Source organism: Williamsia sp. Leaf354, from assembly GCF_001424365.1.
Classification (GTDB): Bacteria; Actinomycetota; Actinomycetes; order Mycobacteriales; family Mycobacteriaceae; genus Williamsia_A.
In genome coordinates this window covers 302,293-316,241 of record NZ_LMPL01000002.1, presented here as the reverse complement: position 1 = coordinate 316,241, position 13,949 = coordinate 302,293, and the positions used below count along the sequence as shown (strand labels likewise).

The window sequence follows — 13,949 nt, the reverse complement described above, 5'->3', positions numbered from 1 at the left end:
CCTTCGCGGGCCGGCGCAGCCCGAGGTATCCCGTGACCGTGCGGAAGCGCTCGACCGCGGTCTCGGCGAGACGCTCCCGAGGGGGCGCAGCGGTGCCGTCGGGCGGCGACTGCGGTGTGGGATCGGGCACAAGTCCAGACTCTATCGGGCTTTCTCGACGCGCTCCGAAACCGCGCGTGCTGCGGCGTTCGGCGCAGGTGGGGGGTCTGGCCGGTCGTGCCCGCGGCAGGCAAGGTAACCCTTGCTGGCGTGCCGTCGGCAATTAGGTGACACTTGTGTTGTGAAAACCACCGGGACCGCTGTCCCCGCACGCGACGACGAGGGGCACACGTCTGCCTCCTCGCCGGTGGGCGTCGTGCGCGACGGTGGTCCGGTCTCGGTCAGTTCCGACGGACAGACCCGGACCGCGGTCGTGTCGCTGCTGGTGGAACGCGGTCCGGCGACGGCAGGCGAGATCGGTGACGAGCTGGGCATGAGTGCGGCCGGGGTCCGACGCCATCTCGACGCGCTGATCGCAGCGGGCGAGGTCCGGGCGACCACCGGCTCGGGTCGTCACGTCACCCGCGGACGGGGCCGTCCGGCCAAACAGTTCCAACTGACCGCGCACGGTCGCGGCAAGCTGCACCACTCCTATGACGACCTCGCCGGCGCCGCGATGCGCCGTCTCCGTGATCTCGGCGGCGACGCCGCGGTCCGCGAGTTCGCCGACGACCGGATCGACGCCGTCCTCGCCGGTGTCGAGACCGCCGCGGGCGCCGCGACCGACACACCCGATCCCGACGCGGTGGTCGAGACCGCCGAGCGGATAGCCTCGGCGCTGACCGAGGCGGGCTTCTCGGCGAACACGCGGCGTGTCGGTGCGGGTGTGCAGATCTGTCAGCACCACTGCCCGGTGGCGCACGTCGCCGCCGAGTTCCCCGAGCTCTGCGAGGCGGAGACCGCCCGCTTCACGCAGCTGCTCGGAACCCACGTCCAGCGCCTGGCGACCATCGCCAACGGCGACTGCGCGTGCACCACCCACGTCCCGCTGGCGGCGAACACCGCCCACCGGATCGACAGCCTGCCGCAGACCGACGCACAGCTCGCGTCGGCCACCGGCATCAACCGAGAGGACTCTCGATGACAGTCACCGATCCCCGCACGCCGGTCGCCCCGGCTCTGACGCAGGAAGAGACGATCGACTCGCTCGGTACCTACGGGTACGGCTGGTCGGACTCCGATGTGGCCGGTGCCAGCGCGCAGCGCGGCATCAACCCCGCGGTCGTCACCGACATCTCGTCGAAGAAGAGTGAGCCCGAGTGGATGCTCGCCGCCCGTCTCAAGGCGCTGCAGACCTTCGAGCGCAAGCCGATGCCGAACTGGGGCAGCGACCTCGACGGCATCGACTTCGACAACATCAAGTACTTCGTGCGCTCCAGCGAGAAGCAGGCAGCCACCTGGGACGACCTGCCCGCCGACATCAAGAACACCTACGACAAGCTCGGCATCCCCGAGGCGGAGAAGCAGCGTCTGGTCTCCGGTGTCGCCGCGCAGTACGAGTCCGAGGTCGTCTACCACTCGATCCGCGAGGATCTCGAGCAGCAGGGCGTGATCTTCCTCGACACCGACACCGCGCTCAAGGAGCACCCGGAGATCTTCCGTGAGTACTTCGGCTCGGTGATCCCCGCCGGCGACAACAAGTTCTCCGCGCTGAACACCGCCGTGTGGTCGGGTGGCTCGTTCATCTACGTGCCCAAGGGCGTCCATGTCGACATCCCGCTGCAGGCGTACTTCCGCATCAACACCGAGAACATGGGTCAGTTCGAGCGGACGCTGATCATCGTCGACGAGGACGCCTACGTCCACTACGTCGAGGGTTGTACCGCGCCGATCTACAAGACCGACTCGCTGCACTCCGCGGTCGTCGAGATCATCGTCAAGAAGGGCGGCCGCTGCCGCTACACGACCATCCAGAACTGGTCGAACAACGTCTACAACCTGGTGACCAAGCGCGCGAAGGCCGAGGCCGGCGCGACCATGGAGTGGGTCGACGGCAACATCGGCTCCAAGGTCACCATGAAGTACCCGGCGGTGTGGATGACCGGTGAGTACGCCAAGGGCGAGGTCCTGTCGGTGGCGTTCGCCGGTCCCGGCCAGCACCAGGACACCGGTTCGAAGATGGTGCACCTCGCGCCGAACACCTCGAGCAACATCGTGTCGAAGTCGGTCGCCCGTGGCGGCGGTCGTGCGTCGTACCGCGGTCTGGTGCAGGTGAACAAGGGCGCGCACGGGAGCCGGTCGACGGTGAAGTGCGACGCCCTGCTCGTCGACACGATCAGCCGCAGCGACACCTACCCGTACGTCGACATCCGCGAGGACGACGTGACGATGGGACACGAGGCGACCGTCTCGAAGGTCAGCGACGACCAGTTGTTCTACCTGATGAGCCGCGGCATGACCGAGGACGAGGCCATGGCGATGGTGGTCCGCGGGTTCGTGGAGCCGATCGCGAAGGAACTCCCCATGGAGTACGCGCTCGAGCTCAACCGGCTCATCGAACTCCAGATGGAAGGATCTGTCGGTTGAGTCAGGCACAGACCCCCGGCGGTGTCGTCGACGCCGTCCGTGGTGAGAACCCGACGGGCGTCGCACACCCCGTCACCAACAAGGGCGAGCTGTTCACGTCGTTCGACGTCGACGCGTTCGAGGTGCCCGGTTCGCGAGACGAGGCGTGGCGGTTCACCCCGTTCCGCCGCCTGCGCGGCCTGCACACGGGCGCGGCGGTCGCGACCGGCTCGGCCACCATCACCGTCGACGGCGTCGCCGACGGGGTGAGTGTCGACACCGTGGACCGCACCGACGACCGGCTCGGTCAGGGCGGTGTCCCGTTCGATCGCATCGCCGCCCAGGCCTACTCGTCGTTCGACACCGCGACCGTCATCACGGTCGCGAAGGACACCGAACTCGACGACCCGGTCACGGTGACCATCACCGGACCCGGTGTCGACGAGGTCGCCTACGGACACGTGCAGGTCCGGCTGGAGCGGTTCGCCCGCGCCGTGGTCGTCATCGACCAGAACGGCAGCGGCACCTACGCCGAGAACATCGAGTTCGTGGTCGCCGACGGTGCGCACCTGACCGTCGTGAACCTCCACGACTGGGCCGACGACACCGTGCACGTCGCCGCGCACCATGTACGCCTGGGCCGCGACGCGACGATCCGTCACTTCGCGATCAGCCTCGGCGGCGACCTCGTCCGGCTGTCCCCGCTGGTGCACTACGACGGTCCCGGCGGCAACGCCGAGATGTGGGGTCTGTACTTCGCCGACGCCGGGCAGCACCTCGAACAGCGTCTGCTGGTCGATCACTCGCAGCCGCATTGCAAGTCCCACGTCGTGTACAAGGGTGCGCTGCAAGGGGACTCCACCGACAGGGCGCGTGAGGCGCACACGGTGTGGATCGGCGACGTGTTGATCCGGGCCGCGGCCGAGGGCACCGAGACCTTCGAGGTCAACCGCAACCTGCTGCTCACCGACGGCGCGCGCGCCGATTCGGTGCCCAACCTGGAGATCGAGACCGGCGAGATCGTCGGCGCGGGACACGCGAGCGCCACCGGGCGCTTCGACGACGAGCAGCTGTTCTATCTGCAGGCGCGCGGCATCCCCGAGGACCAGGCCCGCCGTCTCGTGGTGCGCGGCTTCTTCGGCGAGGTCATCGCGAAGATCGGCGTACCCGAGATCCGCGAACGGCTCGAGAACGCCGTCGAGGCCGAGCTGCAGATCGCCGGCGCCTGACCGGTACCGGGCCCGACGTCGCGCCCCACGCGCACAACGACTCATCACCACATCACCCCAGAGGAACCTGAATAACCGTGGCAACACTCGAAATCCGTGACCTGCACGTCGATGTCGCATCCAGCGACTCCGACGCCGAATCCATCCACATCCTCAAGGGTGTCGATCTCACCATCTCGTCGGGCGAGACCCACGCGATCATGGGCCCCAACGGGTCGGGCAAGTCGACGCTGTCGTACGCCATCGCCGGCCACCCCAAGTACGAGGTGACCCAGGGGTCGATCACCCTCGACGGTGAGGACGTCCTCGCCATGACGGTCGACGAGCGCGCCCGCGCGGGACTGTTCCTCGCGATGCAGTACCCGGTCGAGGTGCCCGGGGTGTCGATGTCGAACTTCCTGCGCACCGCGGCGACCGCGGTCCGTGGCGAGGCGCCGAAGCTGCGGCACTGGGTCAAAGAGGTCAAGGAGTCGCTGAGCGAGCTCGAGATCGATCCGTCGTTCATCGAGCGATCGGTGAACGAGGGTTTCTCCGGCGGCGAGAAGAAGCGCCACGAGATCCTGCAGCTGGGCATGCTGAAGCCGAAGATCGCGATCCTCGACGAGACCGATTCCGGCCTCGACGTCGATGCGCTGCGCGTGGTGTCGGCCGGCGTCAACAGCTACCGGGAGCGCGAGAACGGCGGGGTGCTGCTCATCACGCACTACACGCGCATCCTGCGCTACATCAAGCCCGACTTCGTGCACGTGTTCGTCGCCGGCAAGGTCGTCGAATCCGGCGGACCCGAGCTGGCCGATGCGCTCGAGGAGAACGGCTACGAGAAGTTCACCTCCGCACCCGCGCAGGCCTGATCCACCGCGAACCCCGACGGAGGTCACCGACGTGACGAGCACGGTCTCGACCGACACCCGCACCGCCCCGCTCGACGTGGATGCTCTGCGCGCGGACTTCCCGATCCTCGGACGGACGGTCCGCGACTCCAAGCCGTTGGTCTACCTCGACTCCGGGGCGACGTCGCAGCGGCCGGTGCAGGTCCTCGACGCCGAACGCGACTTCCTGGTGACCTGTAATGCCGCGGTACACCGTGGCGCTCACCAGTTGGCCGAGGAGGCCACCGACGCCTACGAGGACGCCCGGGCGATCATCGCCGAGTTCGTCGGTGTCGGGGTCGACGAGATCGTGTTCACCAAGAACGCGACCGAGTCGATCAATCTCGTCGCCCACACCCTCGGCGACGACCGGTCGGCCGGGATCTTCGGCGGCAAGCCGCTCGGACCCGGCGACACGATCGTGGTCACCGAGCTCGAACACCACGCGAACCTCGTCCCGTGGCAGGAACTGTGTCGACGCACCGGGGCGACCCTGCGGTGGTACGGCGTCAGCGATGAGGGCCGCATCGATCTCGACTCGCTCGAACTCGACGACACGGTGAAGGTGCTGGCGTTCACCCACCAGTCGAACGTGACCGGCGCCGTCGCCGACGTCGCCGAGATGGTCCGACTGGCTCGTGCCGTCGGTGCGCTCGTCGTGCTCGACGCTTGCCAGTCGGTGCCGCACATGGAGGTCGATTTCGCCGCCTCCGATGTCGACTTCGCCGCCTTCTCCGGACACAAGATGTTCGGACCCTCCGGGGTCGGTGTGCTCTACGGCAAGGCGTCTCTGCTGGACCAGCTCCCGCCGTTCATCACCGGCGGCTCGATGATCGAGACCGTGTCGATGGAGGTGTCGACCTACGCCGCCCCGCCGCAGCGGTTCGAGGCCGGCGTGCCCATGACCTCGCAGGTGGTCGGGCTCGGCGCCGCCGTGCGCTACCTGCAGGCGATCGGCATGGGTGCGATCGCCGCACACGAACACCTGCTCGTCGAGCACACCCTCGACCGGTTCGCGTCGCTCGACGGCGTCCGCGTCATCGGTCCGACCTCGACCCACGAGCGCGGGGGAGCGGTGGCGTTCGTCGTCGACGGCATCCATGCCCATGATCTCGGTCAGGTGCTCGACGACGAGGGCGTTGCGATCCGGGTCGGCCACCATTGCGCATGGCCACTGCACAAGCGGTTCGGTGTGGCGGCGACGGCGCGGGCGTCGTTCGCGGCCTACAACACTCTCGCCGAGGTCGACGCGCTCGCGGAAGCGATCGTGACCGCCCAGCGTTTCTTCGGGGTGGAGGCGTCCGCATGAGAATGGAACAGATGTACCAGGAGGTGATCCTGGACCACTACAAGCACCCGCACGGCCGCGGCCTGCGGGAACCGTTCGGCACCGAGGTGCACCACGTCAACCCGACGTGCGGCGACGAGATCACGCTGCGGGTCACCCTGTCCGACGACTCCACCACGGTCACCGACATCTCCTATGACGGCCAGGGATGTTCGATCTCGCAGGCCGCGACGTCGGTGCTCTACGACCAGGTGGTCGGCATGAGCGTCGACGAGGCGCTCGACACCGTCGCGGCGTTCAACGACATGATGACCTCGCGCGGCAAGTCCGACGGCGACGAGGACGTGATCGGCGACGGCATCGCCTTCGCCGGTGTGAGCAAGTACCCGGCGCGCGTGAAGTGCGCGCTGCTCGGTTGGCTGTCGTTCAAGGACGCTCTCGCACAAACGCTGGCACGGCAGTCCGCAGAAAGGAACTGACATGAGTGACACACAGACCCCCGCCGAGGTGACCACCTCGCTGCCGTCCATCGATGACGTCGAGGAGGCCATGCGCGACGTGGTCGACCCCGAACTCGGCATCAACGTCGTCGATCTCGGCCTGGTCTACGGCATCGACGTCGATTCCGACGCGAAGGCCAAGATCGACATGACCCTCACCTCGGCGGCGTGCCCGCTGACCGACGTGATCGAGGACCAGTCGCGTGCCGCCGTGGTCAGCAGCGGACTGTGCACCGAGTTGGAGATCAACTGGGTCTGGCTGCCGCCGTGGGGACCCGACAAGATCACCGACGACGGTCGCGAACAGCTCCGGGCCCTGGGCTTCACCGTCTGACCCTGCTCGATCGGCGGTGGATCCTCACACCGGTCCCGAGCGGCCCGACCCTTCTCACGCGACGCCGGATTCGCCTGCGGTGTCGGACTCGGACACGCCCTGGGACGCACCCCGGGGTCTGGACGAGAGGCGCGCGCGTCGACGTCGACGGTGGCAGCAGCCGTCGGTCCCGGAATCACGTGTCGACCGGTTGATCCGGGAGGCCCACGAGCGGGGCGATTTCGACGACCTACCCGGACTGGGGAAGCCCCTCGATCTGCGCGGTCTCGACGACCCCGACTGGTGGGCCAAGCAGAAGATCCGCGACGAGGACCTCGACTCGACGACGCTGCTGCCGGCCGCGTTGCAGTTGCGGCGCGAACGCCAGGAGTACCCGGAGTCGTTGCGCGACATCCGCGACGAGGAGGCCGTGCGCCGCATCCTCGTCGATTTCAATCGTCGGGTGAAGCGGGAACGGCTGGCGCCGTCGCTCGGACCGGCCTCACGCATCGTCGTGTCCACCATCGACGTCGAGGACATGGTCGAGCGTTGGCGAGAACTACTGCGCCACAGGCATGGGTGACGCTCCATCGGTGGCGGTCAAGTAGTTGTAGTGGTAACAATGATTGTTATGACTACAACGAATCAGTCCGCGCGCGGAGACGGCCGCGCACTCGACCGCATCCTGTTGATCGGCGCCTCCCGCGGCCTGGGTCTCGCCCTCGCCGACGAATGGTCGCGTCTCGGACGGGAGGTCGTGGCCACCGTGCGCGGGACCGGCCGCACACCGCTGCACGACCTGGCCGATCGCGACGACCGGTCGATCGAGATCGAGACCGTCGACATCACCGAGCCCGAGCAGATCGCCGCGCTGCACGGGCGTCTGTCGGGTCGCACCTTCGACCTGGTCTTCGTCAACGCGGGCGTCACGAACTCGCCCGAGGGCACGGTCGCCGAGACGACCGACGAGGAGTTCGCGCGCGTGATGATCACCAACGCCCTGAGCCCCCTGCGGGTCGTCGAGACCCTGGCCGATCTGGTGGAGCCCGACGGCACCATCGGCGTCATGTCGTCCGGGCAGGGCAGTGTCGCCAACAACGTCACCGGCGGACACGAGATGTATCGAGGCAGCAAAGCCGCACTCAACACCTACATGCGTAGCTACGCGGCACGCCATGCGGGCGAACAGCGATCGCTGGTCCTGATGGCACCCGGTTGGGTGCGGACCGACCTCGGCGGCAGTGCCGCGCGACTGACCATCGACGAGAGCATCCCGAACGTGGTGAAGACCCTCGATTCCCTGTCCGGCTCCACCGAACTGCGGTACGTGGACTACCTCGGCCGGACCGTGCCGTGGTGACCGGCGACTCCGATCACGGCCGCGATGCGTGGGCGTTGATGTATCGCTACGTCGAGGCCGAGAACCGTCGCGCCGAGCTCGCCGACACCCTCGGCTTCCGACTCGGAGGCGGCCGCGGCAAGGTGCTGTTCGGGCTGCGTGAGCACCCGATGACGCTGCGCGAACTCGCGGAGGCGAACAACGTCGACGCCCCGTACACGACTCTGATCGTCGACAAGCTGGAACGCCACGGCCTGGTCGAACGACGTCCGCACCCCGACGACAGACGACGCAAGCTCGTCACGCTCACCGACGCCGGCCGGGCGGCCGTGGACATGGCCGACGCGGTGCTGGCACGGCCACCGGCATCGATGACCGCGCTGTCCGGCGACGAGCTCGACCACCTGACCGAACTCCTCAGCCGACTCCTCGCCGAGGACACCGCCGGCGCGATCACCCACCAGGCCACCACCGACCATCCGACCGCTGACGATCCGACAGACGACGACTAGTCACCACCGTGGCAGGGCGGTGGCTCCCCGCGCGACGCGCAGACCCAGTCGCGGTCGGGCGAACCACGCCATCGTCATCATCGCCGCCATCACGCCGGACAGGTCGTCTCGGCCGCTGAGGTAGGCACGCTGCCGCTCGCGGGGCATCGCGAAGAACGCGTCGAAGAACGCGACCGTCGAGGGCCCGTCGAGCTGCAGCACCGAGTTCAGCCCCCTGCGTCGCAGTGTGTGCACGCCCCGTGCACCGGCGGGCCACAGCGCCTCGCCCACGTCGTGGCCGCCCACCAGTGCCTCGACGACGGTGTCGGTCCATCGCAGTGACGTCGCGACGCTGTAGCCCGTCGCGGGGTGCATCAGTCCACCCGCCGCACCATGCGTGGTGGGTCGGTGTTCCCAGGGCCGCGCACCACCGGCGGTGAGCGCGAAATGCACGCGCTCGATCGCGTCGTCGCTCTCGTACTCGCCGACGTCGACCCCGGACCGGGCCAGTCGGCGGTGCAGCCGCGTCCGCAGTTCACCCACTCCGATCGCCGGGTCGCCGGCCAGACAGGTCTCCTCCACCAGGACACGACCGGCCGAGACAGGCACGACGTAGAGAAAACTGGGTTGCTCACCCGCCCAACCGTTCTCCGAACGCCAGTCCATCAACACCGCGTGGTCGCCGTCGAGCAGCGGCGCCGCGGCGGCCGCGGGCAGGAACACGCCGTAGGCGGTCTGCGCGGGCCCCGCGGTGGACATCGCACCCCGGGCGTCGACCACCGCCACCGCGGTCAGCGGGGGGCCTTCGGTCAGCTCGACGCGGTCGGCGGCGAGGTGACCGGCGGTCCCGGTGACCACGGTGACGTCGTCGAGGGTGAGGGTGTCGAGGAAGGTCTCCGAGAGCACCGAGTAGCCGCGGTCGATGCGGTGACGGCCGGGGGAGTGGACCGCGATGGACGGCACGGCGTGCTCGACGGCACCGGGGTCGAGCCACGTGGGCAGTTCATCGGTCCACGCCGAATACGTCGCCCGCCACGGCCGGTGCGGTGCACGATCGATCAGCGCGACATCGAGACCGGCGCGCGCGGCGCGATGGGCGAGAGCGCGGCCGGCCGGACCGGCGCCGACGACCGCGAGATCGTGTCGGCGCAGCCGGGGGTCAGCCACCTGCGGCCAACATGCCCCCGTCGATACGGATGGTCTCGCCGGTGATCCAGCTCGACTCGTCCCCGACGAGGAAGGCCGCGAGCGACGCCACGTCCTGCGGGACACCCAGCCGGCGGAGTGGGTACCGGGAGGCGACGGCCTCCTCGTCGGCCGCGTAGAGGGCCTCGGCGAACTTCGTCTTGACCACGCTCGGCGCGATCGCGTTCACCCGGATGCCGGGACCGAGCTCGGCGGCGAGTTCCTCGGTGAGTCGGATGACCGCGGCCTTCGATGCGCCGTACGCCGCGATGACCCCGGTCGATCGCAGGCCCGCGGTGCTCGCGATGTTGACGATCGCGCCGCCGCGGTCACCCATCCCGGCCCGGTGACACTCCTGGATGTACCCCAGCATCGCGACGACGTTCACATCGAAGATCTTGCGCACCGCGTCGAGGTCGGCGTCCATGAGTGGGCCGTAGACCGGGTTGATGCCGGTGTTGTTGACGAGGATGTCGACCGTTCCGGTGTGCGCCGCCGCCGCGGCCACCGCCGCCGCGCGATCGTCGGCGGACCCGGAGTTGCCGACCGAGACGGTCACGGTGGCCCCGGGAACCTCGGCGCGGATCGACTCCGCCGCCGCCTGGAGTGCCTCGGCCTTGCGGGCGGTGATGGTGACCGCGGCCCCACGTCGGGCGAGCTCGGCCGCGATCGACAGGCCGATACCCCGGCTCGCGCCGGTCACCAGAGCCGATTTCCCCGTGAGCGCAGGTCCGCCCGAGGGGGCCGCGGCGTCGTTTCCAGGAGTGGGAGGTGTTGATCCGGTCACATCGGCAACCGTAGTCGAGCCCGTGAGCTCCCACCGCCGACGACGGTGGGAAAAGAGGCGCTGAACACCGCGTAAAGTCAGTCGACGTGATCACGGCAACCGACCTCGAGGTACGCGCGGGCGTCCGCACGCTCCTCAGCGTCCCGGGACCGGGGATCCGCATCCAGCCCGGCGACCGCATAGGCCTCGTCGGACGCAACGGCGCAGGCAAGACGACGACTTTGCGCGTGCTCGCGGGCGAGGGCGAGCCCTACGCGGGTTCGGTCAGCGTCATCGGCGAGATCGGTTACCTCCCGCAGGACCCCAAGGAGGGGGACCTGTCGATGTTGGCGAAGGATCGCGTGCTGTCCGCTCGTGGACTCGACACGCTGCTGCGTGATCTGGAGAAGCAGCAGGCGTTGATGGCCGAGGTCGCCGATCCGGACGCCCTCGACCGGGCGGTGCGCAAGTACGGCGAGCTCGAGGACCGGTTCTCCTCGCTCGGCGGGTACGTCGCCGAGTCGGAGGCGGCGCGGATCTGCAACAGCCTGAGCCTGCCCGACCGCGTGCTCGAACAGCCGCTGCGCACGCTGTCGGGCGGTCAGCGCCGACGGATCGAGTTGGCGCGCATCCTGTTCGCGGCGTCCGACGGCAGTGGCGGGAAGTCGAACACCACCCTCCTGCTCGACGAGCCGACCAACCACCTCGACGCCGACTCGATCGCGTGGCTGCGACAGTTCCTGCACAACCACGAGGGCGGCCTGGTGGTCATCAGCCACGATGTCGACCTGTTGGCCGATGTCGTCAACCGTGTGTGGTTCCTCGATGCGGTCCGCAGCGAGGTCGACGTCTACAACATGACGTGGAAGAAGTACCTCGACGCCCGCGCGACCGACGAGCAGCGCCGTAAGCGTGAACGCGCCAACGCCGAGAAGAAGGCCGGGGCGCTGCGTGTGCAGGCCGCGAAGATGGGCGCCAAGGCGACCAAGGCCGTCGCCGCGCAGAACATGCTCAAGCGCGCCGACAAGATGATGAACGAGCTCGACGCCGAGCGGGTGTCGGACAAGACGGCGAAGATCCGCTTCCCGGAGCCCGCCGCGTGCGGCAAGACGCCTCTGATGGCGTCGGGGTTGACGAAGATCTACGGCTCGCTGGAGATCTTCACCGGTGTCGACCTCGCCATCGACAAGGGATCACGCGTGGTCATCCTCGGCCTCAACGGTGCGGGCAAGACCACGCTGCTGCGGCTGCTGGCCGGCGTAGAGAAGCCCGACACCGGGTCCCTCGAACCGGGGTTCGGCCTGAAGATCGGCTACTTCGCCCAGGAACACGACACCCTCGACGACCGGGCGTCGGTATGGGAGAACATCCGCCACGCCGCCCCCGACGCCGGCGAGCAGGACCTGCGTGGTCTCCTCGGTGCGTTCATGTTCACCGGCCCGCAGCTCGAGCAGCCCGCCGGCACCCTCTCCGGCGGTGAGAAGACCCGTCTGGCGCTGGCCGGGCTCGTCTCCTCGGCCGCCAACGTGCTGCTTCTCGACGAACCGACCAACAACCTCGACCCGATCTCGCGTGAGCAGGTCCTCGACGCCCTGCGCACCTACGCCGGGGCCGTGGTGCTGGTGACGCACGACCCCGGTGCCGCCGCGGCCCTGGAGCCCGAGCGGGTCATCCTGTTGCCCGACGGCACCGAGGACCACTGGTCCGACGAGTACCAGGAGCTCATCGAGCTCGCCTGATGACACTGTGCGGAGATGAGCTCCTCCGCGGTGTCACAGAGCTCATCGAGCTCGCTTGATGACACTGTGCGGAGATGAGCTCCTCCGCGGTGTCACAGAGCTCATCGAGCTCGCCTGAACCTCTTACCTGTACAGCTTGGTGAGTTCCCGCTTGACCAGTTTCCCGGTGGGCGTGCGGGGGAGTTCGTCGACGAAATCGATGGTGCGCGGCGCCTTGTAGGCCGCCAGCGACGCCCGCGTGAACTCGATCATCTCGGCGGCGAGCGCATCGGACGGCTCGATCCCCTCCTCGAGTTGGACGCACGCCTTCACCTCCTCGCCGAACTCGTCGTTGGGGACGCCGATCACGGCGACGTCGAACACCGCCGGGTGACCGATGAGGACGTTCTCGGCCTCCTGCGGATAGATGTTCACCCCACCGGAGATGATCATGAACGCCTTGCGGTCGGTCAGATAGAGGAACCCGTCGTCGTCGATGTGACCGATGTCGCCCGTGGTGGCCCACAGTGGGTGCTCGGGATGCTGTGCGGCACGGGTCTTCTCGGGGTCGTTGTGGTACTCGAAGGCCTGTGCCTCGCGCTCGAAGTACACGGTGCCGGTCTCGCCGACGGGCAGATCGGCGCCGTCGTCACCACACACGTGGATCACACCGAGGAGTGGCTTGCCGACCGAACCCGGGTGCGCGAGCGCCTGTTCGCTGTTGATGAAGGTGGCGCCGACGGCCTCGGTGGAGGAGTAGTACTCCTCGATCACCGGCCCCCACCACGCGATCATGGCCTGCTTGATGTGCACCGGGCACGGCGCGGCAGCGTGGATGGCGACCTTCATCGACGACACGTCGTACTTCTCGCGGACCTCGGCAGGCAGTTTGAGCATGCGTACGAACATGGTGGGCACCCACTGGCTGTGGGTCACGCGATACTCGTCGATGAGTGACAGCGCCGTCTCGGCGTCGAACCGGTCCATCACCACCACCGTGCCGCCGACCGACTGGGTCATCCCGCAATACCGCAGGGGCGCAGCGTGATACAGCGGAGCCGGCGAGAGGTAGACGGTCGAGGCGTCGAAGCCGTACATCGGGGCGAAGATCGCGGTGTAGACATCGGGGACCTCGTCGACCTGCCCTTCGGGCAGCGGCGGCCGGATACCTTTGGGGCGGCCGGTGGTCCCCGAGGAGTAGAGCATGTCGTGCCCGCGGGGCTGATCGGTCGGAGTGGTCGACGATGCCGCGGCGAGGACGTCGTCGTAGCTCTCGAAGCCCTCGAGTCCGCCCCACGCGATGCGATGACCGATCGAGGCCACCTCGTCGGCGTGTGCCACGGCGTCGGCGCACGCGGAGGATGCGAAGAGCACCTGCGCACCGCAGTCACCGAGGATGAAGTTGGTCTCCGCAGCGGTGAGGTGGTTGTTGACCGGGGTGATGTAGAGCCCGGAACGCAGTGCGGCCCAGTACACCTCGAACACACGAAGGTCGTTGTCGGACACCAGGGCGATGCAGTCGCCGCGGCGCAACCCGAGTCCGTGGAGGTGGTTGGCGAGCCGGGTGGACCGGTCGTCCAACTCGGCGTAGGTCAGCTGCTGTCCGGTCGACGGCATGATCGCCGCCAGTGCGTCAGGGGTGGTCGCTGCGAACACTCCAGGGAACATCGAGGGCCTTCCGATCGGAGACGACCGAGCGATCACTCG

The 13,949-nt window shown here is 68.3% G+C and carries 14 protein-coding genes; 11 read left to right on the top strand and 3 right to left on the bottom strand.

Annotation, left to right across the window (positions count from 1 at the left end; translation table 11 throughout):
* Positions 1 to 280: 280 nt before the first annotated feature.
* The 10 genes from ASG12_RS09535 (at position 281) to ASG12_RS09490 (ending at position 8,594) form a co-directional block, all read left to right on the top strand.
* Positions 281 to 1,123: a helix-turn-helix transcriptional regulator gene (locus ASG12_RS09535; RefSeq protein WP_082501833.1), complete on the top strand. Its 843-nt coding sequence runs from the start codon at positions 281 to 283 to the stop codon at positions 1,121 to 1,123.
* Positions 1,120 to 2,565: a Fe-S cluster assembly protein SufB gene (sufB, locus tag ASG12_RS09530; protein WP_045822704.1), complete on the top strand. Its 1,446-nt coding sequence runs from the start codon at positions 1,120 to 1,122 to the stop codon at positions 2,563 to 2,565. The genes ASG12_RS09535 and sufB overlap by 4 nt, the downstream gene beginning before the upstream one ends.
* The gene (sufD, locus tag ASG12_RS09525) at positions 2,562 to 3,773 is read left to right on the top strand and encodes a Fe-S cluster assembly protein SufD (RefSeq protein ID WP_082501832.1); all 1,212 of its coding nucleotides are present in this window, start codon (positions 2,562 to 2,564) and stop codon (positions 3,771 to 3,773) included. Before sufB ends, sufD begins: the two co-directional genes overlap by 4 nt.
* Before the next feature lie 77 nt (positions 3,774 to 3,850).
* Positions 3,851 to 4,624, top strand: coding sequence for a Fe-S cluster assembly ATPase SufC (sufC, locus tag ASG12_RS09520; protein WP_045822705.1), 774 nt, complete (start codon positions 3,851 to 3,853; stop codon positions 4,622 to 4,624).
* A gap of 31 nt (positions 4,625 to 4,655) precedes the next feature.
* Entirely contained in the window at positions 4,656 to 5,951 is a 1,296-nt protein-coding gene (locus ASG12_RS09515; protein ID WP_055788579.1) for a SufS family cysteine desulfurase, read from the top strand.
* A complete protein-coding gene (gene sufU, locus ASG12_RS09510; protein ID WP_055788576.1) occupies positions 5,948 to 6,409 on the top strand; it encodes a Fe-S cluster assembly sulfur transfer protein SufU in 462 nt (153 codons plus the stop codon). The genes ASG12_RS09515 and sufU overlap by 4 nt, the downstream gene beginning before the upstream one ends.
* A 1-nt stretch (position 6,410) precedes the next feature.
* Positions 6,411 to 6,764 (top strand): metal-sulfur cluster assembly factor, encoded by a 354-nt coding sequence (locus ASG12_RS09505; RefSeq protein ID WP_045822708.1) that lies wholly within the window; start codon positions 6,411 to 6,413, stop codon positions 6,762 to 6,764.
* 118 nt (positions 6,765 to 6,882) lie between these two features.
* Complete coding sequence (locus ASG12_RS09500; protein WP_055789429.1) at positions 6,883 to 7,326, top strand: J-domain-containing protein; 444 nt, start codon at positions 6,883 to 6,885, stop codon at positions 7,324 to 7,326.
* A gap of 48 nt (positions 7,327 to 7,374) precedes the next feature.
* Positions 7,375 to 8,103, top strand: a complete 729-nt coding sequence (locus ASG12_RS09495; RefSeq protein WP_055788574.1) for an SDR family oxidoreductase — start codon at positions 7,375 to 7,377, stop codon at positions 8,101 to 8,103.
* Positions 8,100 to 8,594 (top strand): MarR family winged helix-turn-helix transcriptional regulator, encoded by a 495-nt coding sequence (locus ASG12_RS09490; RefSeq protein ID WP_200932759.1) that lies wholly within the window; start codon positions 8,100 to 8,102, stop codon positions 8,592 to 8,594. Before ASG12_RS09495 ends, ASG12_RS09490 begins: the two co-directional genes overlap by 4 nt.
* Here the strand turns inward: ASG12_RS09490 and ASG12_RS09485 are convergent, their stop codons facing one another.
* Complete coding sequence (locus tag ASG12_RS09485; protein WP_055788567.1) at positions 8,595 to 9,740, bottom strand: lycopene cyclase family protein; 1,146 nt, start codon at positions 9,738 to 9,740, stop codon at positions 8,595 to 8,597.
* Positions 9,733 to 10,545, bottom strand: coding sequence for an SDR family oxidoreductase (locus ASG12_RS09480; RefSeq protein WP_082501829.1), 813 nt, complete (start codon positions 10,543 to 10,545; stop codon positions 9,733 to 9,735). Before ASG12_RS09480 ends, ASG12_RS09485 begins: the two co-directional genes overlap by 8 nt.
* 86 nt (positions 10,546 to 10,631) lie before the next feature.
* Here ASG12_RS09480 and ASG12_RS09475 point away from each other — a divergent pair, with 86 nt between their 5' ends.
* Positions 10,632 to 12,263: an ABC-F family ATP-binding cassette domain-containing protein gene (locus ASG12_RS09475; protein ID WP_055788565.1), complete on the top strand. Its 1,632-nt coding sequence runs from the start codon at positions 10,632 to 10,634 to the stop codon at positions 12,261 to 12,263.
* A gap of 123 nt (positions 12,264 to 12,386) precedes the next feature.
* Here ASG12_RS09475 and ASG12_RS09470 read toward each other — a convergent pair whose 3' ends face one another.
* Complete coding sequence (locus ASG12_RS09470; protein ID WP_055788562.1) at positions 12,387 to 13,910, bottom strand: acyl-CoA synthetase; 1,524 nt, start codon at positions 13,908 to 13,910, stop codon at positions 12,387 to 12,389.
* Positions 13,911 to 13,949 lie beyond the last annotated feature (39 nt).

Bases quoted from the DNA above. Each gene is read 5' to 3' on its own strand.
- ASG12_RS09470 (WP_055788562.1), bottom strand. From the start codon at position 13,910: ATGTTCCCTGGAGTGTTCGCAGCGACCACCCCTGACGCACTGGCGGCG.
- ASG12_RS09505 (WP_045822708.1), top strand. From the start codon at position 6,411: ATGAGTGACACACAGACCCCCGCCGAGGTGACCACCTCGCTGCCGTCC.
- sufU (WP_055788576.1), top strand. From the start codon at position 5,948: ATGAGAATGGAACAGATGTACCAGGAGGTGATCCTGGACCACTACAAG.
- ASG12_RS09495 (WP_055788574.1), top strand. From the start codon at position 7,375: ATGACTACAACGAATCAGTCCGCGCGCGGAGACGGCCGCGCACTCGAC.
- sufB (WP_045822704.1), top strand. From the start codon at position 1,120: ATGACAGTCACCGATCCCCGCACGCCGGTCGCCCCGGCTCTGACGCAG.